A 15,686-nucleotide genomic window follows, 5' to 3' on the forward strand; every position below is an offset into this window, starting at 1 on the left:
TTTTTCGTCCCCGCGCCCGGGCAGGCGCCAAGGACATGCTCATTCTTCGGATCTAGGGAGCGCGCGAAGGACATGCTCATTCTTCGAATCCCACTCCGGGGGACATGCCCATTCTTAAACACCAACAGTGGGCAGAATGGTGTTCTGCCCACTGTTGGTGGCTGCCGATGGACATGTCCCCCGGCGACGGGGCCTGGCTCGGCCCTAGTTCTGGTACGCCGGGTAGTCCGTGTAGCCCGTGGCGCCGTCCGCGTAGAACGTGGACGGATCGGGCTCGTTGACGGGCAGGCCTTCGCGCCAGCGGCGGGCCAGGTCCGGGTTCGCGATGGCCGGGCGTCCGACGACGACGGCGTCAGCGTGACCGTCCGCCACGAGCGCCACTGCCTCATCGCGCGTCGTGACGACGCCAAAGCCCGTGTTGACGAGGAACGTTCCGCCGAAGCGCGCGCGGAGGTCCTGGACCAGTGGACTCGTGGGCTCCTTGTGAAGGACGCTGAGGTACGCCAGCTTCAAGGGAGCCAGACCGTCGACGAGCCGGCCGTAGGTCTCCTGCACATCGGCCGCATCCAGTTCGAGAGCGCCCTGGACGTTGTGCTCCGGCGAAATGCGGATGCCCACGCGGTCTGCGCCGAGGGCTGCAACGACGGCTTCGGCCACTTCAATGACGAAGCGGACGCGGTTCTCCGGGGAACCGCCGTAGATGTCGTCGCGCTGGTTGGCCGCCGGGGTCAGGAATTCGTGGAGCAGGTAACCGTTGGCGGAGTGCAGCTCCACGCCGTCGAACCCTGCCTCGACGGCTTTGCGGGACGCCGTGACGAATTCCTCGACAATTCCCAGCAGTTCCTCGGTGGCGAGGGCGCGCGGGACGGGGAAAGGCTTCTTGCCGGCGTAGGTGCGGGTTTCGCCGTCGATCGCGATGGCGCTGGGCGCGACAACTTCATGGCCGCCAGTCGTGTCCTGGTGGGTGACCCGGCCGGCGTGCATGACCTGGGCGAAGATCCGGCCGCCTTCGGCGTGGACGGCCGCAGTGACCTCGGACCAGCCCTTGAGCTGTTCGGGGGTCACCAGACCGGGCTGGCCTGGGAAGCCCCGGCCGGCGGGGCTCGGGTAGGTGCCTTCACTGACGATCAGGCCGAGCGAGGCCCGCTGGCGGTAGTGCTCAACAACCAACGGTCCCGGGATTCCTTCCTGGCCGGACCGAAGCCGGGTCAGCGGCGCCATCACGAGCCGGTTGGGCAGTTCCAGCTCGCCAAGGGTCATCGGGGAAAAAAGCATGCGCAATTCCTTTCACAGTGGAATGGGTTCACTGGCGGAAACTGCAAGGCGGCTGCAACTATTCCTGATGAGACTCGGATCACTACGGGCGGACGTCCCCAGATCGCTACGTTACGAGGGCGCCCGCGGGGTTCACGACGTCGGCCTCGCGTCCAGAACGGCTTTCACACCGTCACGTCCAAAGGCCGCGCCGGCCCGCCTCTGCAGCCAGTTCCAGCACCCGGACCTTGACGTCGTCCGAGCCCGGACCGCGCACATGGTGCGCCTCCCCCGACGAAGCTGCCGACGCCGTCGACCACCTCGGGTGAGACCAGATCGGCCAGCCAGCCGTTCATGGACCCATAGCCGGTGGCGTAAATGATGACGTCTGCGTCGAGTTCGGTTCTGTCGGGCACCAGCAGGGCGGCCGGTTCAGCCTGCCGGAGCTGAGGGTGCGACGCCTGGACAACCCTGACCTTGCGGGTTTTGGAGGCAGTCGTCGGCGTAGTTCCGGGTGATTGAGCGCCAGACGCTGACCGTCTGCGGCGGTGAGCTGAACTGGCCTTGGCCTGGGATGGGCAGCGCCGGCCCACCATTCACGGAGTAGGTGCCTTGGAAATGCGTGGTCAACACCACTGAGAAATCGCCGGTCTGCGTGTAGGCGTGGCTGGTGGGCGTCTTTTCGCCCCAGCGATCCTGTGGGAGGGGTCCGCCCGATGCAGTCTGCGGTCCGAGCGACGTGCCGTCGCCATAGTTCCAGGTGTACTGCACGGGCTTTGCAACGATGGAGACACTTTGACCCAGCATGTCGATGGCGAATGATTGTTCGACGGCTACCGCATAGAAGTTTGTCTCGGCACCTCTGAGAGTGTGCGGGCTCGGCTGAATAACAGAGTTGCCAGGATTGACGGGTAGCTGCTCGAACGCGGTTTGGATTTGCGCCGCGATTCTGCCCAATACATCATCAGGATTCTCGGAATACACACACCTGTCGGGACGAATCGTTGACCATATCGGGGGAGTGAAGACTTTCAGCGATGAGTACCACCTGACGGGACGCCCGTCGTTCCCTTGGTCGCAGCGCACCGCACCGGTCAGACAAGCAATGTCGAAGTTGTTCTTTGTGGCGTCAAGGCATAGATATTCAAATCTATAGATGTTCGGGTCTTCCGCTAGAGCACCTGGCGCGTCCACCCAGACACCTGAATCAGGGTCGAGGTGCCATGAAGATACGGTGACCCCGGTCTGGTCCCAGCGCCCTTTCACGGGAGAGTCCATAGAGTCGGCCCTCGCCTCGAATGCTGGTGATCCGGAAAGAAGAATGAGTATTGCAAGGAGTCGAAGAGCTCTGCTGGCGATGGTACTCACTGGCTCTTGGCCAAGTGCTCAACGGTCACGGCCCTCCACGCTCCGCCTCCATACAACGCGATCATTATGTCGCCAGTTGCGGGGCCTCGTTCGGTCGTTTCGTCCAGTGTCTTGTCCCCGCGGTAATAGGACATGGCTTCCTGATACACCTGAATCAGCACTTGGTACTCAGCCGGATTTGTTTCAATGAAATTGGATTGAACACCCTCCACAACCATTTTGCCGCCGGCCAACCATCTACCCTCGGAGTACCATCCTTGGACAACTTCCTTCACCCGTCCACAAGAGACGCATGTCGGACTCGATACCAATTCCAGCGGTTCCATGTCTCCGGTCTCGTATGCGTATGAGAGCGTCGAATACCAGTACCGCGCGAACGCCTCGAGTCCTTCCTTCGTCTCCGCCTTTGCAGCCTCCGGCAGTACGGGAACGGGGACATTTTGCGCCCTGCCTGTTGCATCGGCAGGCTTGTAGGTGGCCGTCGGTGTTGGCGTCGCAGTGGGGGTGGAGGACACCGACGGGCTCGAAGACTCATCGGCCGGCGAGGCTGGCGGCGGCGCTCCCCCGCCGATGCAGGCGGTGATCGAGAGCAGGAAGGCCGTGACAATCGCGGCTACAACCGTGCGCTGGCGCCTGGAAGTCGAAGTGCGAGATGTCATGGTCAGCTACTCCCCCGATAGAAAATCAAGACGCCTGAGTCCAAACAATGCTTAAGGGTAACCGACATCACATTTTGGCGGTCAAGGTTATCCACAGGCTTGCAAGGAAATCTCAAGATCGACACTCGGGCCCATTGGCCTCTAGCGTTTCTCTACAGCGGACAGAACAATGAACCCATGATGTTCGAACATGCAGACGGCAATCCCATCCTCAATCTGGATGAAGAACAGAACTGGAAACTGATTGAGGGCACAAAGCACGGCAGACTCGTAGTCACCGTGGCCGGCGAGCCCGACATCTTCCCCGTGAATTACGCGGTCAGCGGCAAGAAGTTGTTCCTTCGCACGGCCCCCGGCAACAAACTGGCCGAACTCACCATCAATTCCAAAGTGCTCTTCGAAACTGACGGCATCCTGTCCGAGGAAGCATGGTCTGTGGTTCTCCGCGGTACCGCCAGGGTGCTCGACCAGTCCGCAGATATCGCTGCAGCCGAGGCGCTCGGGCTGAAGCCCTGGGTACCGACATTGAAGGACTTCTACGTCGAGATTGAGCCGACGTCGGTCAGCGGCCGGCACTTCCAGTTCGGCGAACACCCGGAACGGGAAATCTAGCGCCGGTCCCCCGCGCCCCAATCGCGGCGAGCCCGCCGGAACCCCCAACCCGGCGCGGGCGGACCGTGCGCCGCCTAGACTTAAACGATGGCGGACAAGCTGACACCTGAGCGGCGCAGCTGGAACATGTCCCGTATCCGCGGCAAGAACACCAAGCCTGAATTGCTGGTCCGAAGACTGCTCCATGCAAAGGGCTACCGGTACCGCCTCCACGGCACCGCCCGGGGCGGACGGCTGCCCGGCAACCCTGATCTCGTGTTCGCAAGCCGCCACAAAGTCATCTTCGTCAACGGCTGTTTCTGGCATTTCCATGACTGCCGGGTAGGGCAGCACGCGCCCAAATCCAACGCTGAGTTCTGGGAAACCAAACGAACCCGGACCCGGAACCGCGACGCCGAGCAACGGCGCTTGCTCGAAAGTGCCGGCTGGGCGGTACTCACCGTGTGGGAATGCGAGCTGAAGGATCAGTCAGCGCTGGAGCACCAATTGGACGCGTTTCTGCTCGGGACCGGGGATCCGGCGACCGGCCCTCGCGATTCCCAGGCCTCGTGACCTGCCACGGCATGGTCGGCTTTGCGTTCACGCGACACCGACAATCATGGTGTGGCTAAACGAGACAGGGCGATCTCTCTCGGCTACTATCCCATTCGGGGGATTTAGACTCTATTCGGTTAGTACCGTCGGTACTACTACACCTACGGGAGAGCGCAAGATGCCTCACTTGCTGATGTCGAACCAGCCACTGGACAGCGCCACGCCGCCATCGCAGCCATCCACCGAATCCACGATTCTGGAATTCCGGCGGCCCGGAGACAGCAGCTCCCCCGCGATCCCGGCTAAGCCCAGCGAGGCAGAGCACGACCTCGAACCCCTGCGGCTGCAGGTGACTTCGATCATTGATGAAATTCTCGCTGAGACCGGCCCCGCAGAAGCGGAAGTGCGCGAAAGACTCCGCCGGCATGTCGCAGAACATCCCGGCCAGCCGGAAAAGGCCCTGTTGAAGCACCTGCTGATGGCATCCATCGTGCAGGATGAATCCGCCTAACGTCAGCGGTCTATTTTGGCCTGCCGCAACACTTCGCCCCACGACTGCTGGGCGAGGTCAGCCACTGAGGCGAGGATCTCGGAGGGCGGCAGGGACAAATCCAACGGAAATTCCACGATGTCAATGTCGGTGTTGAGAATGCGGCGCAGCTTGATTTCCCCTGCGCCCGGGTAAATCATCCACGCCGTGGGCACGCGCAGGGACGTACAGTAGGCCAGCATCCGGTAGTGGTCTGCGGACAGGGACGCGCCGATGTCCGCAGCCGCCGTGTATTTGGCGTCGTACACCATCACCGGCCGCCCGCCCAGGAAGTGCACGGCGCCGGGCTGCACCACGATCCGGTCCGAGTCGCGGACCGCCTCGTTCAGCAGCGCGTTGAAGCGCAGCCGCATCTCCCCCTGGTAGGCCGCCATGGCTTCCCGCAGTGCGGTCCCGACGAAGTCCTCGAACACCTTGGCCATATCCACCACGAACGACGCCGACTGCTGCTTGCCGTCGCCGGCCTCCGACGAGGCGTTCCGCAGGATCACTTCGGCGAGCCGGAGGGCCGCGTGGTAGCGCGTGTTCATCCGGCTGGGCCGCCACTGCGGCAGGGGCGCGCCGGACTGAAGGCGCGTCACGGCGTCGAGCTTTCCCTTCAGCTGCCGCAGCCGGCTGAGCACTTCAGGGCGCACCCCCGGCACCTGGGACATCCGCACCAGCGCGGCGCGCAGGATCCTGTTTTCGGCAATGTCCTCCGTGAACTCGTCGTAGGAGACCTCCAGCGGGACCAGCATGCCGGGGCGGCGGGAGACCTGGTCCGAGATCCGGATCCGGCCCTTGACCGTCCGGAGCGATTCCTCCACCGTCAGATAGCCCTGGAGGACGCCGCGGCTCAGCGCGCGTTCGGCAAGTTGCGCCAGCGATTCCGCCAGCGCGCTCCACAGGTCCGTCTCCTCGACCGCCGCGACGGAATCGTCCCGGAAACCCTGGTCCCCCGCGTAGCCGAGCAGGAACAGGAGCCGGCCCAGGCCCAGCCGTTCCTTCGGCCGGACCTCCAGCTGCACCGTGGGCGTGCGCACCGAACCGACCTTGCCCACCGGTTCAATCCGGTACAGGCCCATCCCCATCGGCGAGGCCTTGGCCAGGCCGGTGCCGTTGACGTACGCGGCGCTGCCCGGATCGAGCCGTTCCACGACGCCTGCCGACAGCTCATCGAGGACGATCCGGCGCAGCGGCGAGGCACCCAGGCTAGACGTGCGCAAGGCGGCCGAGCAGTTGTTCCAGTCCGAAGCGCTCTTCGAGCTGGGCGCGGTTGAGCTGGCCGTGATAGTGCTCCTCCAGCAGCGGCATGAGCTCGTACTTCCAGATCCGGCGCAGCCCCTTCGGGGTCTGGGCAGACTTCTTCATGAAATACGACGGGCCGATCATGAGGTCCCGGTCCCACTCGTCGATCGCGTCGTTGAGGGCATCCAGGAGCAGGGCCGGCGTCGTATCCAGGTCCCTGGCCTGCAGGAAGCGCAACAGCGAACCCTTCACGGGCTCCGTCTTCGGGTGCAGTTCGATGAAGGAGAAGCGGCGGCGGATCGCTGCGTCCATCATCGCGATGGAGCGGTCCGCGGTGTTCATGGTCCCGATGATGTAAAGGTTGTCCGGCAGCGTGAACGGCTCGTTGGGGCTGTACTGAAGGTAGATCCGGTCATCGCGGTATTCGAGCAGGAAGTACAGCTCGCCGAAGACCTTGGCCAGGTTCGCACGGTTCATCTCGTCGATGATCAGGAAGTACGGCTTGTTCTCGTTGCCGGGTTTGGCCGCTTCCTCGGCGAGCCGCCGCAGCGGTCCGGCCACGAGCTTGAAGGACACCTGGCCCTCGTCCGTCTTGTCCGGGCGGAAGCCTTCGAAGAAGTCCTCGTAGGCGTACGACGGGTGGAACTGGACGAGTTTGACCCGCTCATCCGTGGTGTCGCCGGCGAGCTCGGCCGCCAGGTGTTTGGCGAGGTACGTCTTTCCGGTTCCCGGCGGCCCGTACAGCACCAGCTGCCGGTTCTCTTCGAGGAGTTCGGCGATCTCCTGCAGCGGCTCCAGATCCATATGCAAGGACTCGGCGAACTCGGGCGTCAGGGGCCGGAAACCGTCACAGGCAGGTTCGACGACGGCGGCCGGCTCGGCGCCGTCGTTCTCGTCAGCTTCGGCTTCTGCGGGCAGCAGGGCTTCGAGGGCCTGGATGACGCGGGTGATGTCCACGATGTTGCCGGGGGTGGTCAGCTGGCGCTGCACGTGCCGGGGAAGCCCGGACACTTCGTGCGTCTCGTCGAACCAGCGGACCTTGCGGTGCAGCCTGCGGTTGTCCTCCCGGTGCTCCGGTTCCCCGAGCACCACGCCAACCCGGACCGTGCCGGAGGTCTGGTAGAGGGCGAGGTCGCCCGGCTTCATCACGGTCAGGAAGGCAAAGATGGCGGTCTTCGTGTCCTCGCGCTCGACGTAGCCGAGGTGCTTGTAGTCCTCGTCGACGGCGTGCTGGACCAGCCCCGCCGTGACGCCCGGATCCAGCAGGCGGAGGTGCTCGACGTCGAGCGTCACGGTTTCCTCGGCGCGCCAGGCGCCCTGCAGTTCGGCGTTGTCATGGTGGGTACGCAGCAGCCAGGCGCGGCGGCCCGGATCGCCGACCTTGCGCCACTGGCTTACGAGCTGGCGGGAGTACCAGTCGATCCGTTGGCCGGCCTGCTCGTCGAGGTGGAGACGGATGCGGTGGATGTCAGCCGAGACTTCCTCGTCGCTGTCCCCCTTCGCGCCGCCCACCAGGGACGCGAACGCGTCGCGGATCTCCTGCCGTTCGACGTCGGCCACGACGGGCTCGAAGTAGCTCGGCCAGACCAGGAACTCGATGCTGCGGCGGATGGCCGGCTGGTCGTCCGGAGTCCCGGCAACGAGGCGGTGGAAAGCGAGGGGGTCTTTGACTGCCGCCGTGACCGTAGTCGAGGACTGCGCGGCCACATGCCTGACGAACCGGCACAGCCATTTCAGGTGGTCCCAGATGGTCCAGTTGAACTCGGCGGTGCGGTCCCGGATGACGCCATGGTCTGTCATGCCGGCGTAGAGCTCGTCCGGAAGCTCCAGCGGAGGCTCCAGCCAGGATGCGGCCTCGGCGACGCGGGCACGCTTGACCTTGAGCGATTTCACCTCGTGGGCGAGCGGCAGGGACTGGAGGAACAGCAGTTCGACAGCGAGCTGCTTGGCCCCCCGCGACGCACCCTCAAGGTTCTGGCGGAGGTTGGTCATCATGGGCGCTTTGGGGTCGGGAACGCCCCGTTCGAGACGGCTCAGCAACTCGGCCGCGGCCGGGACCGACCATGTTCTGGTACGGCCGTCCAGGGCCGATGCTTTGCCGTGCAGCCCGGGCCCCAGAACAAACCACGCCGCGTCTTCGATCTCTTTGGAGATGCCGAGGGCGCGGTGCATGGCAGGCTTTTTGGTTGGGGTCATACGTTCAATTTACAGGCTTAAGCTGAACGTGCGCATCAAGCCCAGCCCGGGGCTACCGGACAGTATCCCAAGCTACGCCGGAGCCGGGCGGCCAGCCGGAGAGCGTCGCCCGGCTGGCGCCTGGCGGACGTTCGGCCGCTGCTTGCCGGCTGTTTCGTAGATGTCCGTCAGCCGTTTGCCGGCTATTTGGTGGCGGGGAGCCGCTTCCGGCCGAAGGTGAAGTAGCAGCCTGGGCCGACGAAGTTGATCAGCGTGGCCGCCCGCCACATTGCCTTGCTGCCGCGGATCTCCGCCGCCGGCCGGCGTGAAATGTCCCGTTGCGCGGCGATCAGGAGGGCAAACTGGATGGTTGCTCCCAGGATGGTCCCGAACCGCGCCATCGGCGAGAGTTCCTTCCACGTCTTCTTCTTCCGGATGTGTTTCTTGCGCATGTTCACCGTGATCACAGCTCCTTGCTTCCGGGTGGGTGTTGCCGGGTTGTTCATTGTAGGAGCGATCCCGACGCGGAGGTAGAGGCGATGGGACCGGTCGGGCCGGCCCGCCGTCAGCGGCCGGCCGCTGCGTGCGTGACGGTGAACGGTGCGAGCCGTTCCTTCTGCTCGGGGGTCAGCCGAAGCACGCGGCCGCTCGCCTCGTCAACGAACGCCAGGTGGCTCGTGGCCCGCACGCAATCCTCGCCGGTAACGGAGTCCCGGATGAGGTAGTGGATATCGAAACTGGCTCCCTTGACCGCGCCGATCCACAGCTGGACGACGGCGGGCACGTTGCGGTATTCGAGGGTCCTGACGTAGCGGATCTTGTGGTCCACCACCAGCGCGAGGGTGCCTTCCGGGACGTCGTTGAAGAGCGACACCGGCGGCTCGATCCCGGGCAGCCCGGGTCCGCGCGGAGGGCCGAAGGCCGCGATCCGGGCCTCCTCCAGGATCCGGACGATCTGGACGTTGTTGATGTGGCCGTAGGCGTCCATGTCGCCCCAGCGCATGGGCACCTGCACCTCGATGCGCCCGGGGTTCTGAACGGTCGGGTTCTGGGCGGCGGGCCCGACGGCGCTCAGCTCCGCACCGCCGTCGGGTCTTCCGCCGCGTTCTCCGAGAAGGACGCCTCGGCGTCTTCGCCGGCGAACTGGGACATGTACAGGCGATAGTAGGCGCCCTGGAGTTCCAGGAGTTCGGCGTGCCGTCCCTGCTCCACGATGCGGCCTGCTTCCATCACCAGGATGGTGTCCGCGTCGCGGATGGTGGAGAGCCTGTGGGCGATCACAAAGCTCGTGCGCTCCGTGCGCAGGGCCGCCATGGCTTTCTGGACCAGCACTTCCGTCCGGGTGTCCACGGAACTCGTGGCCTCGTCCAGGATCAGCAGTGAGGGGTTCGCCACAAAGGCCCGGGCAATCGTGATCAGCTGCTTTTCGCCGGCGCTGACGTTGTTCCCCTCCTCGTCGATGACCGTGTCGTAACCATCCGGGAGTGCGCGGACGAAGCGGTCCACGAACGTGGCCTTCGCCGCCTCCATGATCTGGTCTTCGGTGGCATCCAGCTTGCCGTAGCGGATGTTCTCGTAGATGGTTCCGCCGAAGAGCCAGGCGTCCTGCAGGACCATGCCGACCTTCGCGCGGAGTTCCGCACGGCTGAGCTGCGTGATCTCGACGCCGTCCAGTGTGATGCTGCCGGCGTTGAGCTCGTAGAAGCGCATCACGAGGTTCACCAGGGTGGTCTTCCCCGCGCCCGTCGGCCCGACGATCGCCACGGTGTGCCCGGGCTCGGCGGTGAAAGACAGGTCCTCGATCAGGGGCTTATCCGGCGAGTAGCTGAAGGTGACGTGCTTGAACTCGACATGGCCGTCGGTCTTCGCCGGCAGGTGCTCGGTGGCGGTTTCGGCGTCCTGTTCCTCGGCGTCCAGGAATTCGAAAACCCGCTCCGCGGAGGCGACGCCGGACTGCAGCATGTTGGCCATGCCCGCCATCTGGCCCAGCGGCTGGGTGAATTCCCGGGAGTACTGGATGAACGCGGTGGCGTCGCCCAGGCTCATGCCGCCGGAGGCGACGCGCAGGCCGCCGACGACGGCGATGCCCACGTAGCTGAGGTAGGACACGAACTGCATGACCGGCATGATCATGCCGGAGACGAACTGGGCGCCGAAGCTGGCCCGGTACAGGGCCTCGTTCCGCTCGTCGAAGCGGGCCAGCATGTCGGCGTCGCGGCCGAAGACGCGGACGAGGTCATGGCCGGAGAAGGATTCCTCGATCTGGCCGTTGAGCTCACCGGTGTTCTTCCACTGCGACGCGAACAGTTTCTGGCTGCGGGAGCCGATGATGCCTGCGGCCACCCCTGACAGCGGCAGCGCGATCAGTGCGATCAGGGCCAGCTGCCAGGACACGATGAACATCATGATCACGATGCCGAGCACTGTCAGCGCCGAGTTCACCAGCTGCGCGAACGCCTGCTGCAGCGCCTGCTGGATGTTGTCGACGTCGTTGGTGACGCGGGAGAGGATGTCGCCGCGCTGGCGGGTGTCGAAGTAGTTCAGCGGGAGCCTGTTGAGCTTGTTTTCGGTGTCGTCCCGGAGCCTGCGGACCACCCGCATGACGAGAACGTTCAGGACGTAGCCCTGCAGCCACAGGAAGATGTTGGCGACGAAGTACATCACCAGCACAACGCTGATCAGGAAGGCGAGCTTCTGGAAGTCGATGCCAACGCCGGGCACCAGGTCCATCTTGGAGAGCATGTCGGCGAGGTTGTCCTTGCCCTGGGAGCGCAGCCCCTGGACGAACTGTTCCTTGCTGGCCCCGGCCGGAAGCTGCTTGCCGACGACTCCGCCGAAGATCACGTCCATGGCCTGGCCCAGGATCCGGGGCGCGATGACGTTGAGGACGACGGCAACCGTCACCATCCCGAGCACCAGGGCTATGCCTGCCCGCTCGGGCTTCAGCAGGCCCATAAGGCGCTTCGCGGACGGCCAGAAATGCTGCGCCTTCTTGGCCGGCATGGCGCCGAACATGCCGCCGTCGGCTTCACCCGGAGTGAATTTCTCCTCGAAGAACTCCTCGTCCGGCGCTTCGTTGGCGGAGACTGTGTTCCCCGGCGCTTCGATCGCGGAGACTTTCTCGTTGGTGCTCATGCCACGGCCTCTGCAGTCAGCTGGGATTCGACGATTTCCTGATACGTTGTGGAGCTTTCGAGCAGTTCCTCATGCGTGCCGCGGTCCACGATCCGGCCGTTTTCCAGCACCAGGATCTGGTCGGCGTCGGCAATCGTCGAGACCCGCTGGCCCACGATGATCACCGTCGCGTCCGCTGTCTTGGCCTTGAGGGCCCGGCGGAGCCGGGCGTCGGTGGCAACGTCGAGGGCCGAGAACGAGTCGTCGAAGAGGAACACCTTGGGCCCGGTGACGAGGGCCCGTGCGATGCACAGCCGCTGCCGCTGGCCGCCGGAGACGTTGGTGCCGCCCTGGGCGATGCGGGAGCCGAGGCCGTCCTTCTTTTCCCGCACAAAGTCCTCCGCCTGGGCCACGGTCAGCGCCTCCCACAGTTCCTCGTCCGTGGCCTCGGGCTTGCCGAACCGCAGGTTGTGCTCAATGGTTCCCGAGAAAAGGTAGGGACGCTGCGGCACCATCGCCACGCGCTGCGTGATCTCGGCCCGGTCCAGGTTGGTGACGGGGACGCCGTCGAGCAATACCTCCCCGGATTCAGCGTCATAGAGCCGGGGCAGCAGGGCCAGGAGACTCGTCTTGCCGGCGCCGGTGGAGCCGATGATTGCCACGGTCTGGCCCGGCTCGGCCGTGAAGCTGATGTTGCTGAGCACGGGTGCTTCGGCACCGGGGTAAGCGAAGGAGACGTTGCGGAACTCCACGCGGCCCGCCTTTTCGGCCGGCGCCACGGGGGTGAGCGGTTCGTGGATGGAGGGTTCGACGTCGAGCACCTCGCCGATGCGGTCCGCGCACACCGAGGCGCGCGGAATCATCATGGCCATGAACGTGCCCATCATGACGGCCATCAGGATCTGGAGCAGGTATTGCAGGAACGCGGTCAGCGAACCGACCTGCATCTCGCCGGCGTCCACTCGCTGGCCGCCGAACCACAGCACCGCGGCGGTGGAGACGTGCAGGATCATCCCGATCGCGGGGAACATCAGCACGAACAGCGCACCGATCTTCAGCGAGACATCCGTGAGTTCCTTGTTGGCCGCGCCGAACCGCTCGGCTTCGTGGGGTTCGCGCACGAACGCCCGGACCACCCGGATGCCGATGATCTGCTCGCGGAGGACCCCGTTGAGCCGGTCGATCTTCTTCTGCATGGAGCGGAAGAGCGGCATCAGCCGGACCACGAGGTAGCCCACCACAACCGTCAGCAGCGGAACCGAGACCCAGACCAGCCAGGAAAGGTTGAGATCCTCGCGCAGCGCCATGAAGATGCCGCCGATGCACATGATGGGCGTGGCCACCATGAAGTTCAGCCCCATGAGCACGAGCATCTGGACCTGCTGGACATCGTTGGTTCCGCGCGTGATGAGCGTGGGGGCGCCGAACACACTGACGTCCTTGGCTGAGAAGCTGCTGACCTTGCGGAAGACCCCGCGCCGCAGGTCCCTGCCGAACGCCATCGCGGCCTTCGAGCCGAAGTAGACTCCGGCGATGGCCGTCACCACCTGGATCAGCGCGACCCCGAGCATGACTCCGCCGGTGCGCCAGATGTAGTCCGTGTCCCCGCGGGAGACGCCCTCGTCGATGATCTGGGCGTTGAGGCTGGGGAGGTACAGTGCCGCGATGGTCGACGCGAGCTGGAAAATGACGACAGCCGCGATGTACGGCAGATACGGCTTGGAATAGCGCCGCATAAGGGTGACAAGCATGCCCATGAGTCCTTTAGCAATACGTCAATGGTGATGCGCTTTCGGGAGCGCCGAGTGAATGGAGTAATTAATAGCAGTGGGGGCCGACAGCCTAGGCCCCACTCTACGAAATACCCGGCGCACATGAAACAACATGGGAAATGGAACACCGAATATCATCCCAACGGTGTATTTGTTCGCGCTTCGGGGTTCCCGCTGGAACGACGGCGGCCCGGCGGCGCGCCCCGCAGGGCGGCCACCGGGCCGTCGTGGATCCGGGTCCGTGGATCATGGACGCCGAACTAGCCGTTTCGGTGCCGGCCGTGTGTTGCGATGTACTCGGCGGCCGCGCGCTGAAGCTTCCGTTCCTTCGCGAGCTGCCGGCGCAGGGCCGTGAGCTCTTCGCTGACACGCGCCTGTTCGGCGGCGATGGCACGCTGCTCGGCCGCCTGCTCATAGACCGCCCGCAGGGCGTCGGCCAGCTGGAGCTGCTGCTCCGCCAAGAGCTGCTGGGTCTGCAGCAGCAAGGGAACGACGTCGGCGGCCTCGGCGCGCGCGTCGGCCACGAGGGTGCGGGCCCGCGCCCGGGCGCCCTCCCGGTCCGAGGCCCGGTCCTCTGCGGGCCCCTGCTGGCCAGTGGCCCGAAGTCCGGTATTCGGGAGCCCTGCGTTGGGACCGCCGATGTCCGCACGGGCGGCGTCCGGGAACCGGGATTCGCTGGCGCGCTGCCTGCTGAGCACTTCGATGAATTCGCGGTCAAGGTCCACGATTCCGCTTCCGGATGCGGACCCGTCAGGCGAAGCGGCTGAGCCTGCAGTCCCGGGGGTGCCGGCGTCGTAGGACCGGAACCCGTCGGACGGCTCACCGGCGTCGATCCCGGCCGTCCCCGGTGCGGTCGCGGCCACGATTCCGCCGGCTGCTGCCGCGGCGTCGTCTCCGCGCTCGGCGGGTTCGGCGCTGATGTCCACGGTGCGGCGCAACGGGCGTTCCTTGATGAACAGGATCGCCACGAGCGCCACCAGGCCGATGATGGCCGAGATCAGGAAGATCTGGGCAATCGCATCACCGTACGCGGCGCGCATGATGTCGCGGATCGGTGCCGGCATGTCTTTGAGGTCCATGCTGGCGCCGGAGGAACCGGCCGGGACCTGGATCTTGGCCGCAGCGAGTCCTTCCACTGCGAGCTCCTTGACGCGGTTGCCCAGCACGGCACCAAGGACCGAGACGCCGATGGCGCCACCGAAGGAGCGGAAGAAAGCAACAGAGGCGCTGGCCGTGCCGATGTCCGTCGCCTTGACCGTGTTCTGGACCGCGAGGACCAGGTTCTGCATCAGCAGGCCGAGACCGATGCCGAGGATGGCGGTGTAGATGCCGGTCAGCCAGAGATCGGTGGTGTGGTCCATGCTGCCCGCGAGGCCCAGGCCGCCGATCAGCAGGACGGCGCCCGCCACGAGGTAGCGCTTCCACTTTCCGGTGCGGCTGATGAGCATGCCGGAGGCCACGGAACCGATCAGGTTGCCTGCGATCATCGGCAGGGTCAGCAGGCCGGCTTCGGTGGGGGTGGCTCCGCGTGCCACCTGGAAATACTGGCCAAGGAAGGTCGAGGAGCCGAACATGCCGACGCCCACAGCCACCGAGGCCAGGATCGCGAGGGCAGTGGTGCGCTCGGAGATGATCTTGAGCGGGATGATGGGCTGGGCCACCCGGGATTCCACGACCACCAGCAGGGCCAGAAGCAGCACGCCGCCGCCGACCATGGCCGCCGTCTGCCAGGACCACCAGTCGTAGTAGTCCGGGTTGCCGGCGAAGGAGACCCAGATCAGCAGGAGGCTGACGCCGGAGGTCAGCAGGATCGAACCGAGCCAGTCGATCTTGGCTGGGCGCTTGATGTGCGGGATCTTCAGCGTGATCTGGAGCAGGATGAGGGCAACGACGGCGAGCGGGACGCAGACGAAGAAGGTCCAGCGCCACCCCAACGGGCTGTCCACGATGAATCCTCCCAGCAGCGGGCCGCCGGCCGTACCGACGGCCATGACGCCGCCCATGTAGCCGGAGTACTTGCCACGGTCACGCGGCGGGATCATGGATCCGATGATCGCCTGGGCCAGGGCCGTGAGCCCGCCCATGGCGATGCCCTGGATGACGCGGGCGGTCAACAGCAGCGGGATGGTCTCGGACAGGCCGGCCATGACGGAGCCGGCCACGAAGATCACAATGCTCAGCTGGACGAGGACCTTCTTGTTGAAGAGGTCCGCCAGCTTGCCCCAGATCGGCGTCGTTGCGGCGTTGGCCAGCAGCGCCGCCGTAATGACCCAGGCGAAGTCGGTCTGCGTGCCCTTGAGCTCGGACATGATGGTCGGAAGGGCGTTGGCCACAATGGTGCTGCTCAAGATGGCGGTGAAGAACGCGGCCAGCAGCCCGGTGAGGGCCTCCATGATCTGGCGGTGGGTCATCGGCGCCGGC

The 15,686-nt window shown here is 65.2% G+C and carries 13 protein-coding genes; 3 read left to right on the plus strand and 10 right to left on the minus strand.

Annotated elements, in window-relative coordinates; all coding sequences use genetic code 11:
* Positions 1-204: 204 nt before the first annotated feature.
* The 3 genes from AC1DES_RS05315 to AC1DES_RS05325 form a co-directional block, all read right to left on the minus strand.
* Positions 205-1,275 carry an alkene reductase gene (locus AC1DES_RS05315; protein ID WP_476894643.1) on the minus strand — a complete coding sequence of 357 codons (1,071 nt, stop codon included), beginning with the start codon at positions 1,273-1,275 and terminating at the stop codon, positions 205-207.
* Between the two features lie 411 nt (positions 1,276-1,686).
* Positions 1,687-2,520, minus strand: coding sequence for a hypothetical protein (locus tag AC1DES_RS05320; protein ID WP_476894644.1), 834 nt, complete (start codon positions 2,518-2,520; stop codon positions 1,687-1,689).
* Between the two features lie 98 nt (positions 2,521-2,618).
* Positions 2,619-3,137, minus strand: a complete 519-nt coding sequence (locus AC1DES_RS05325; protein WP_476894645.1) for a DUF6318 family protein — start codon at positions 3,135-3,137, stop codon at positions 2,619-2,621.
* 321 nt (positions 3,138-3,458) lie between these two features.
* On the opposite strand from AC1DES_RS05325, the gene AC1DES_RS05330 reads away from it, so the two are divergent.
* The 3 genes from AC1DES_RS05330 (at position 3,459) to AC1DES_RS05340 (ending at position 4,938) form a co-directional block, all read left to right on the plus strand.
* On the plus strand, positions 3,459-3,893 hold the full coding sequence (locus tag AC1DES_RS05330) for a pyridoxamine 5'-phosphate oxidase family protein (protein WP_476894646.1): 435 nt from the start codon (positions 3,459-3,461) through the stop codon (positions 3,891-3,893).
* An 87-nt stretch (positions 3,894-3,980) separates the two neighbouring features.
* Complete coding sequence (locus tag AC1DES_RS05335; protein ID WP_476894647.1) at positions 3,981-4,445, plus strand: very short patch repair endonuclease; 465 nt, start codon at positions 3,981-3,983, stop codon at positions 4,443-4,445.
* A gap of 175 nt (positions 4,446-4,620) precedes the next feature.
* Positions 4,621-4,938 carry a hypothetical protein gene (locus AC1DES_RS05340; RefSeq protein ID WP_476894648.1) on the plus strand — a complete coding sequence of 106 codons (318 nt, stop codon included), beginning with the start codon at positions 4,621-4,623 and terminating at the stop codon, positions 4,936-4,938.
* A gap of 2 nt (positions 4,939-4,940) precedes the next feature.
* On the opposite strand, the gene AC1DES_RS05345 is transcribed toward AC1DES_RS05340, so the two are convergent.
* From AC1DES_RS05345 to AC1DES_RS05375, 7 genes are all read right to left on the minus strand, one after another.
* Positions 4,941-6,182, minus strand: a complete 1,242-nt coding sequence (locus tag AC1DES_RS05345; protein ID WP_476894649.1) for a 5-methylcytosine restriction system specificity protein McrC — start codon at positions 6,180-6,182, stop codon at positions 4,941-4,943.
* A complete protein-coding gene (locus AC1DES_RS05350; RefSeq protein ID WP_476894650.1) occupies positions 6,169-8,400 on the minus strand; it encodes an McrB family protein in 2,232 nt (743 codons plus the stop codon). Before AC1DES_RS05350 ends, AC1DES_RS05345 begins: the two co-directional genes overlap by 14 nt.
* 182 nt (positions 8,401-8,582) lie before the next feature.
* Complete coding sequence (locus tag AC1DES_RS05355) at positions 8,583-8,831, minus strand: hypothetical protein (RefSeq protein ID WP_476894787.1); 249 nt, start codon at positions 8,829-8,831, stop codon at positions 8,583-8,585.
* 113 nt (positions 8,832-8,944) lie between these two features.
* Positions 8,945-9,382 (minus strand): acyl-CoA thioesterase, encoded by a 438-nt coding sequence (locus AC1DES_RS05360; protein WP_476894651.1) that lies wholly within the window; start codon positions 9,380-9,382, stop codon positions 8,945-8,947.
* Between the two features lie 68 nt (positions 9,383-9,450).
* A complete protein-coding gene (locus tag AC1DES_RS05365) occupies positions 9,451-11,514 on the minus strand; it encodes an ABC transporter ATP-binding protein (protein WP_476894652.1) in 2,064 nt (687 codons plus the stop codon).
* On the minus strand, positions 11,511-13,244 hold the full coding sequence (locus tag AC1DES_RS05370) for an ABC transporter ATP-binding protein (RefSeq protein WP_476894653.1): 1,734 nt from the start codon (positions 13,242-13,244) through the stop codon (positions 11,511-11,513). The genes AC1DES_RS05365 and AC1DES_RS05370 overlap by 4 nt, the downstream gene beginning before the upstream one ends.
* A 281-nt stretch (positions 13,245-13,525) precedes the next feature.
* On the minus strand, positions 13,526-15,676 hold the full coding sequence (locus AC1DES_RS05375; RefSeq protein WP_476894788.1) for an MDR family MFS transporter: 2,151 nt from the start codon (positions 15,674-15,676) through the stop codon (positions 13,526-13,528).
* Positions 15,677-15,686 lie beyond the last annotated feature (10 nt).

This window comes from Arthrobacter sp. 05T442 (assembly GCF_056395945.1).

Coding starts and splice junctions, on each gene's coding strand:
- AC1DES_RS05375 (WP_476894788.1), bottom strand. CDS start 15,676: ATGACCCACCGCCAGATCATGGAGGCCCTCACCGGGCTGCTGGCCGCG.
- AC1DES_RS05355 (WP_476894787.1), bottom strand. CDS start 8,831: ATGCGCAAGAAACACATCCGGAAGAAGAAGACGTGGAAGGAACTCTCG.
- AC1DES_RS05350 (WP_476894650.1), bottom strand. CDS start 8,400: ATGACCCCAACCAAAAAGCCTGCCATGCACCGCGCCCTCGGCATCTCC.
- AC1DES_RS05340 (WP_476894648.1), top strand. CDS start 4,621: ATGTCGAACCAGCCACTGGACAGCGCCACGCCGCCATCGCAGCCATCC.
- AC1DES_RS05370 (WP_476894653.1), bottom strand. CDS start 13,244: ATGCTTGTCACCCTTATGCGGCGCTATTCCAAGCCGTATCTGCCGTAC.
- AC1DES_RS05335 (WP_476894647.1), top strand. CDS start 3,981: ATGGCGGACAAGCTGACACCTGAGCGGCGCAGCTGGAACATGTCCCGT.
- AC1DES_RS05330 (WP_476894646.1), top strand. CDS start 3,459: ATGATGTTCGAACATGCAGACGGCAATCCCATCCTCAATCTGGATGAA.
- AC1DES_RS05365 (WP_476894652.1), bottom strand. CDS start 11,514: ATGAGCACCAACGAGAAAGTCTCCGCGATCGAAGCGCCGGGGAACACA.
- AC1DES_RS05315 (WP_476894643.1), bottom strand. CDS start 1,275: ATGCTTTTTTCCCCGATGACCCTTGGCGAGCTGGAACTGCCCAACCGG.
- AC1DES_RS05360 (WP_476894651.1), bottom strand. CDS start 9,382: ATGCGCTGGGGCGACATGGACGCCTACGGCCACATCAACAACGTCCAG.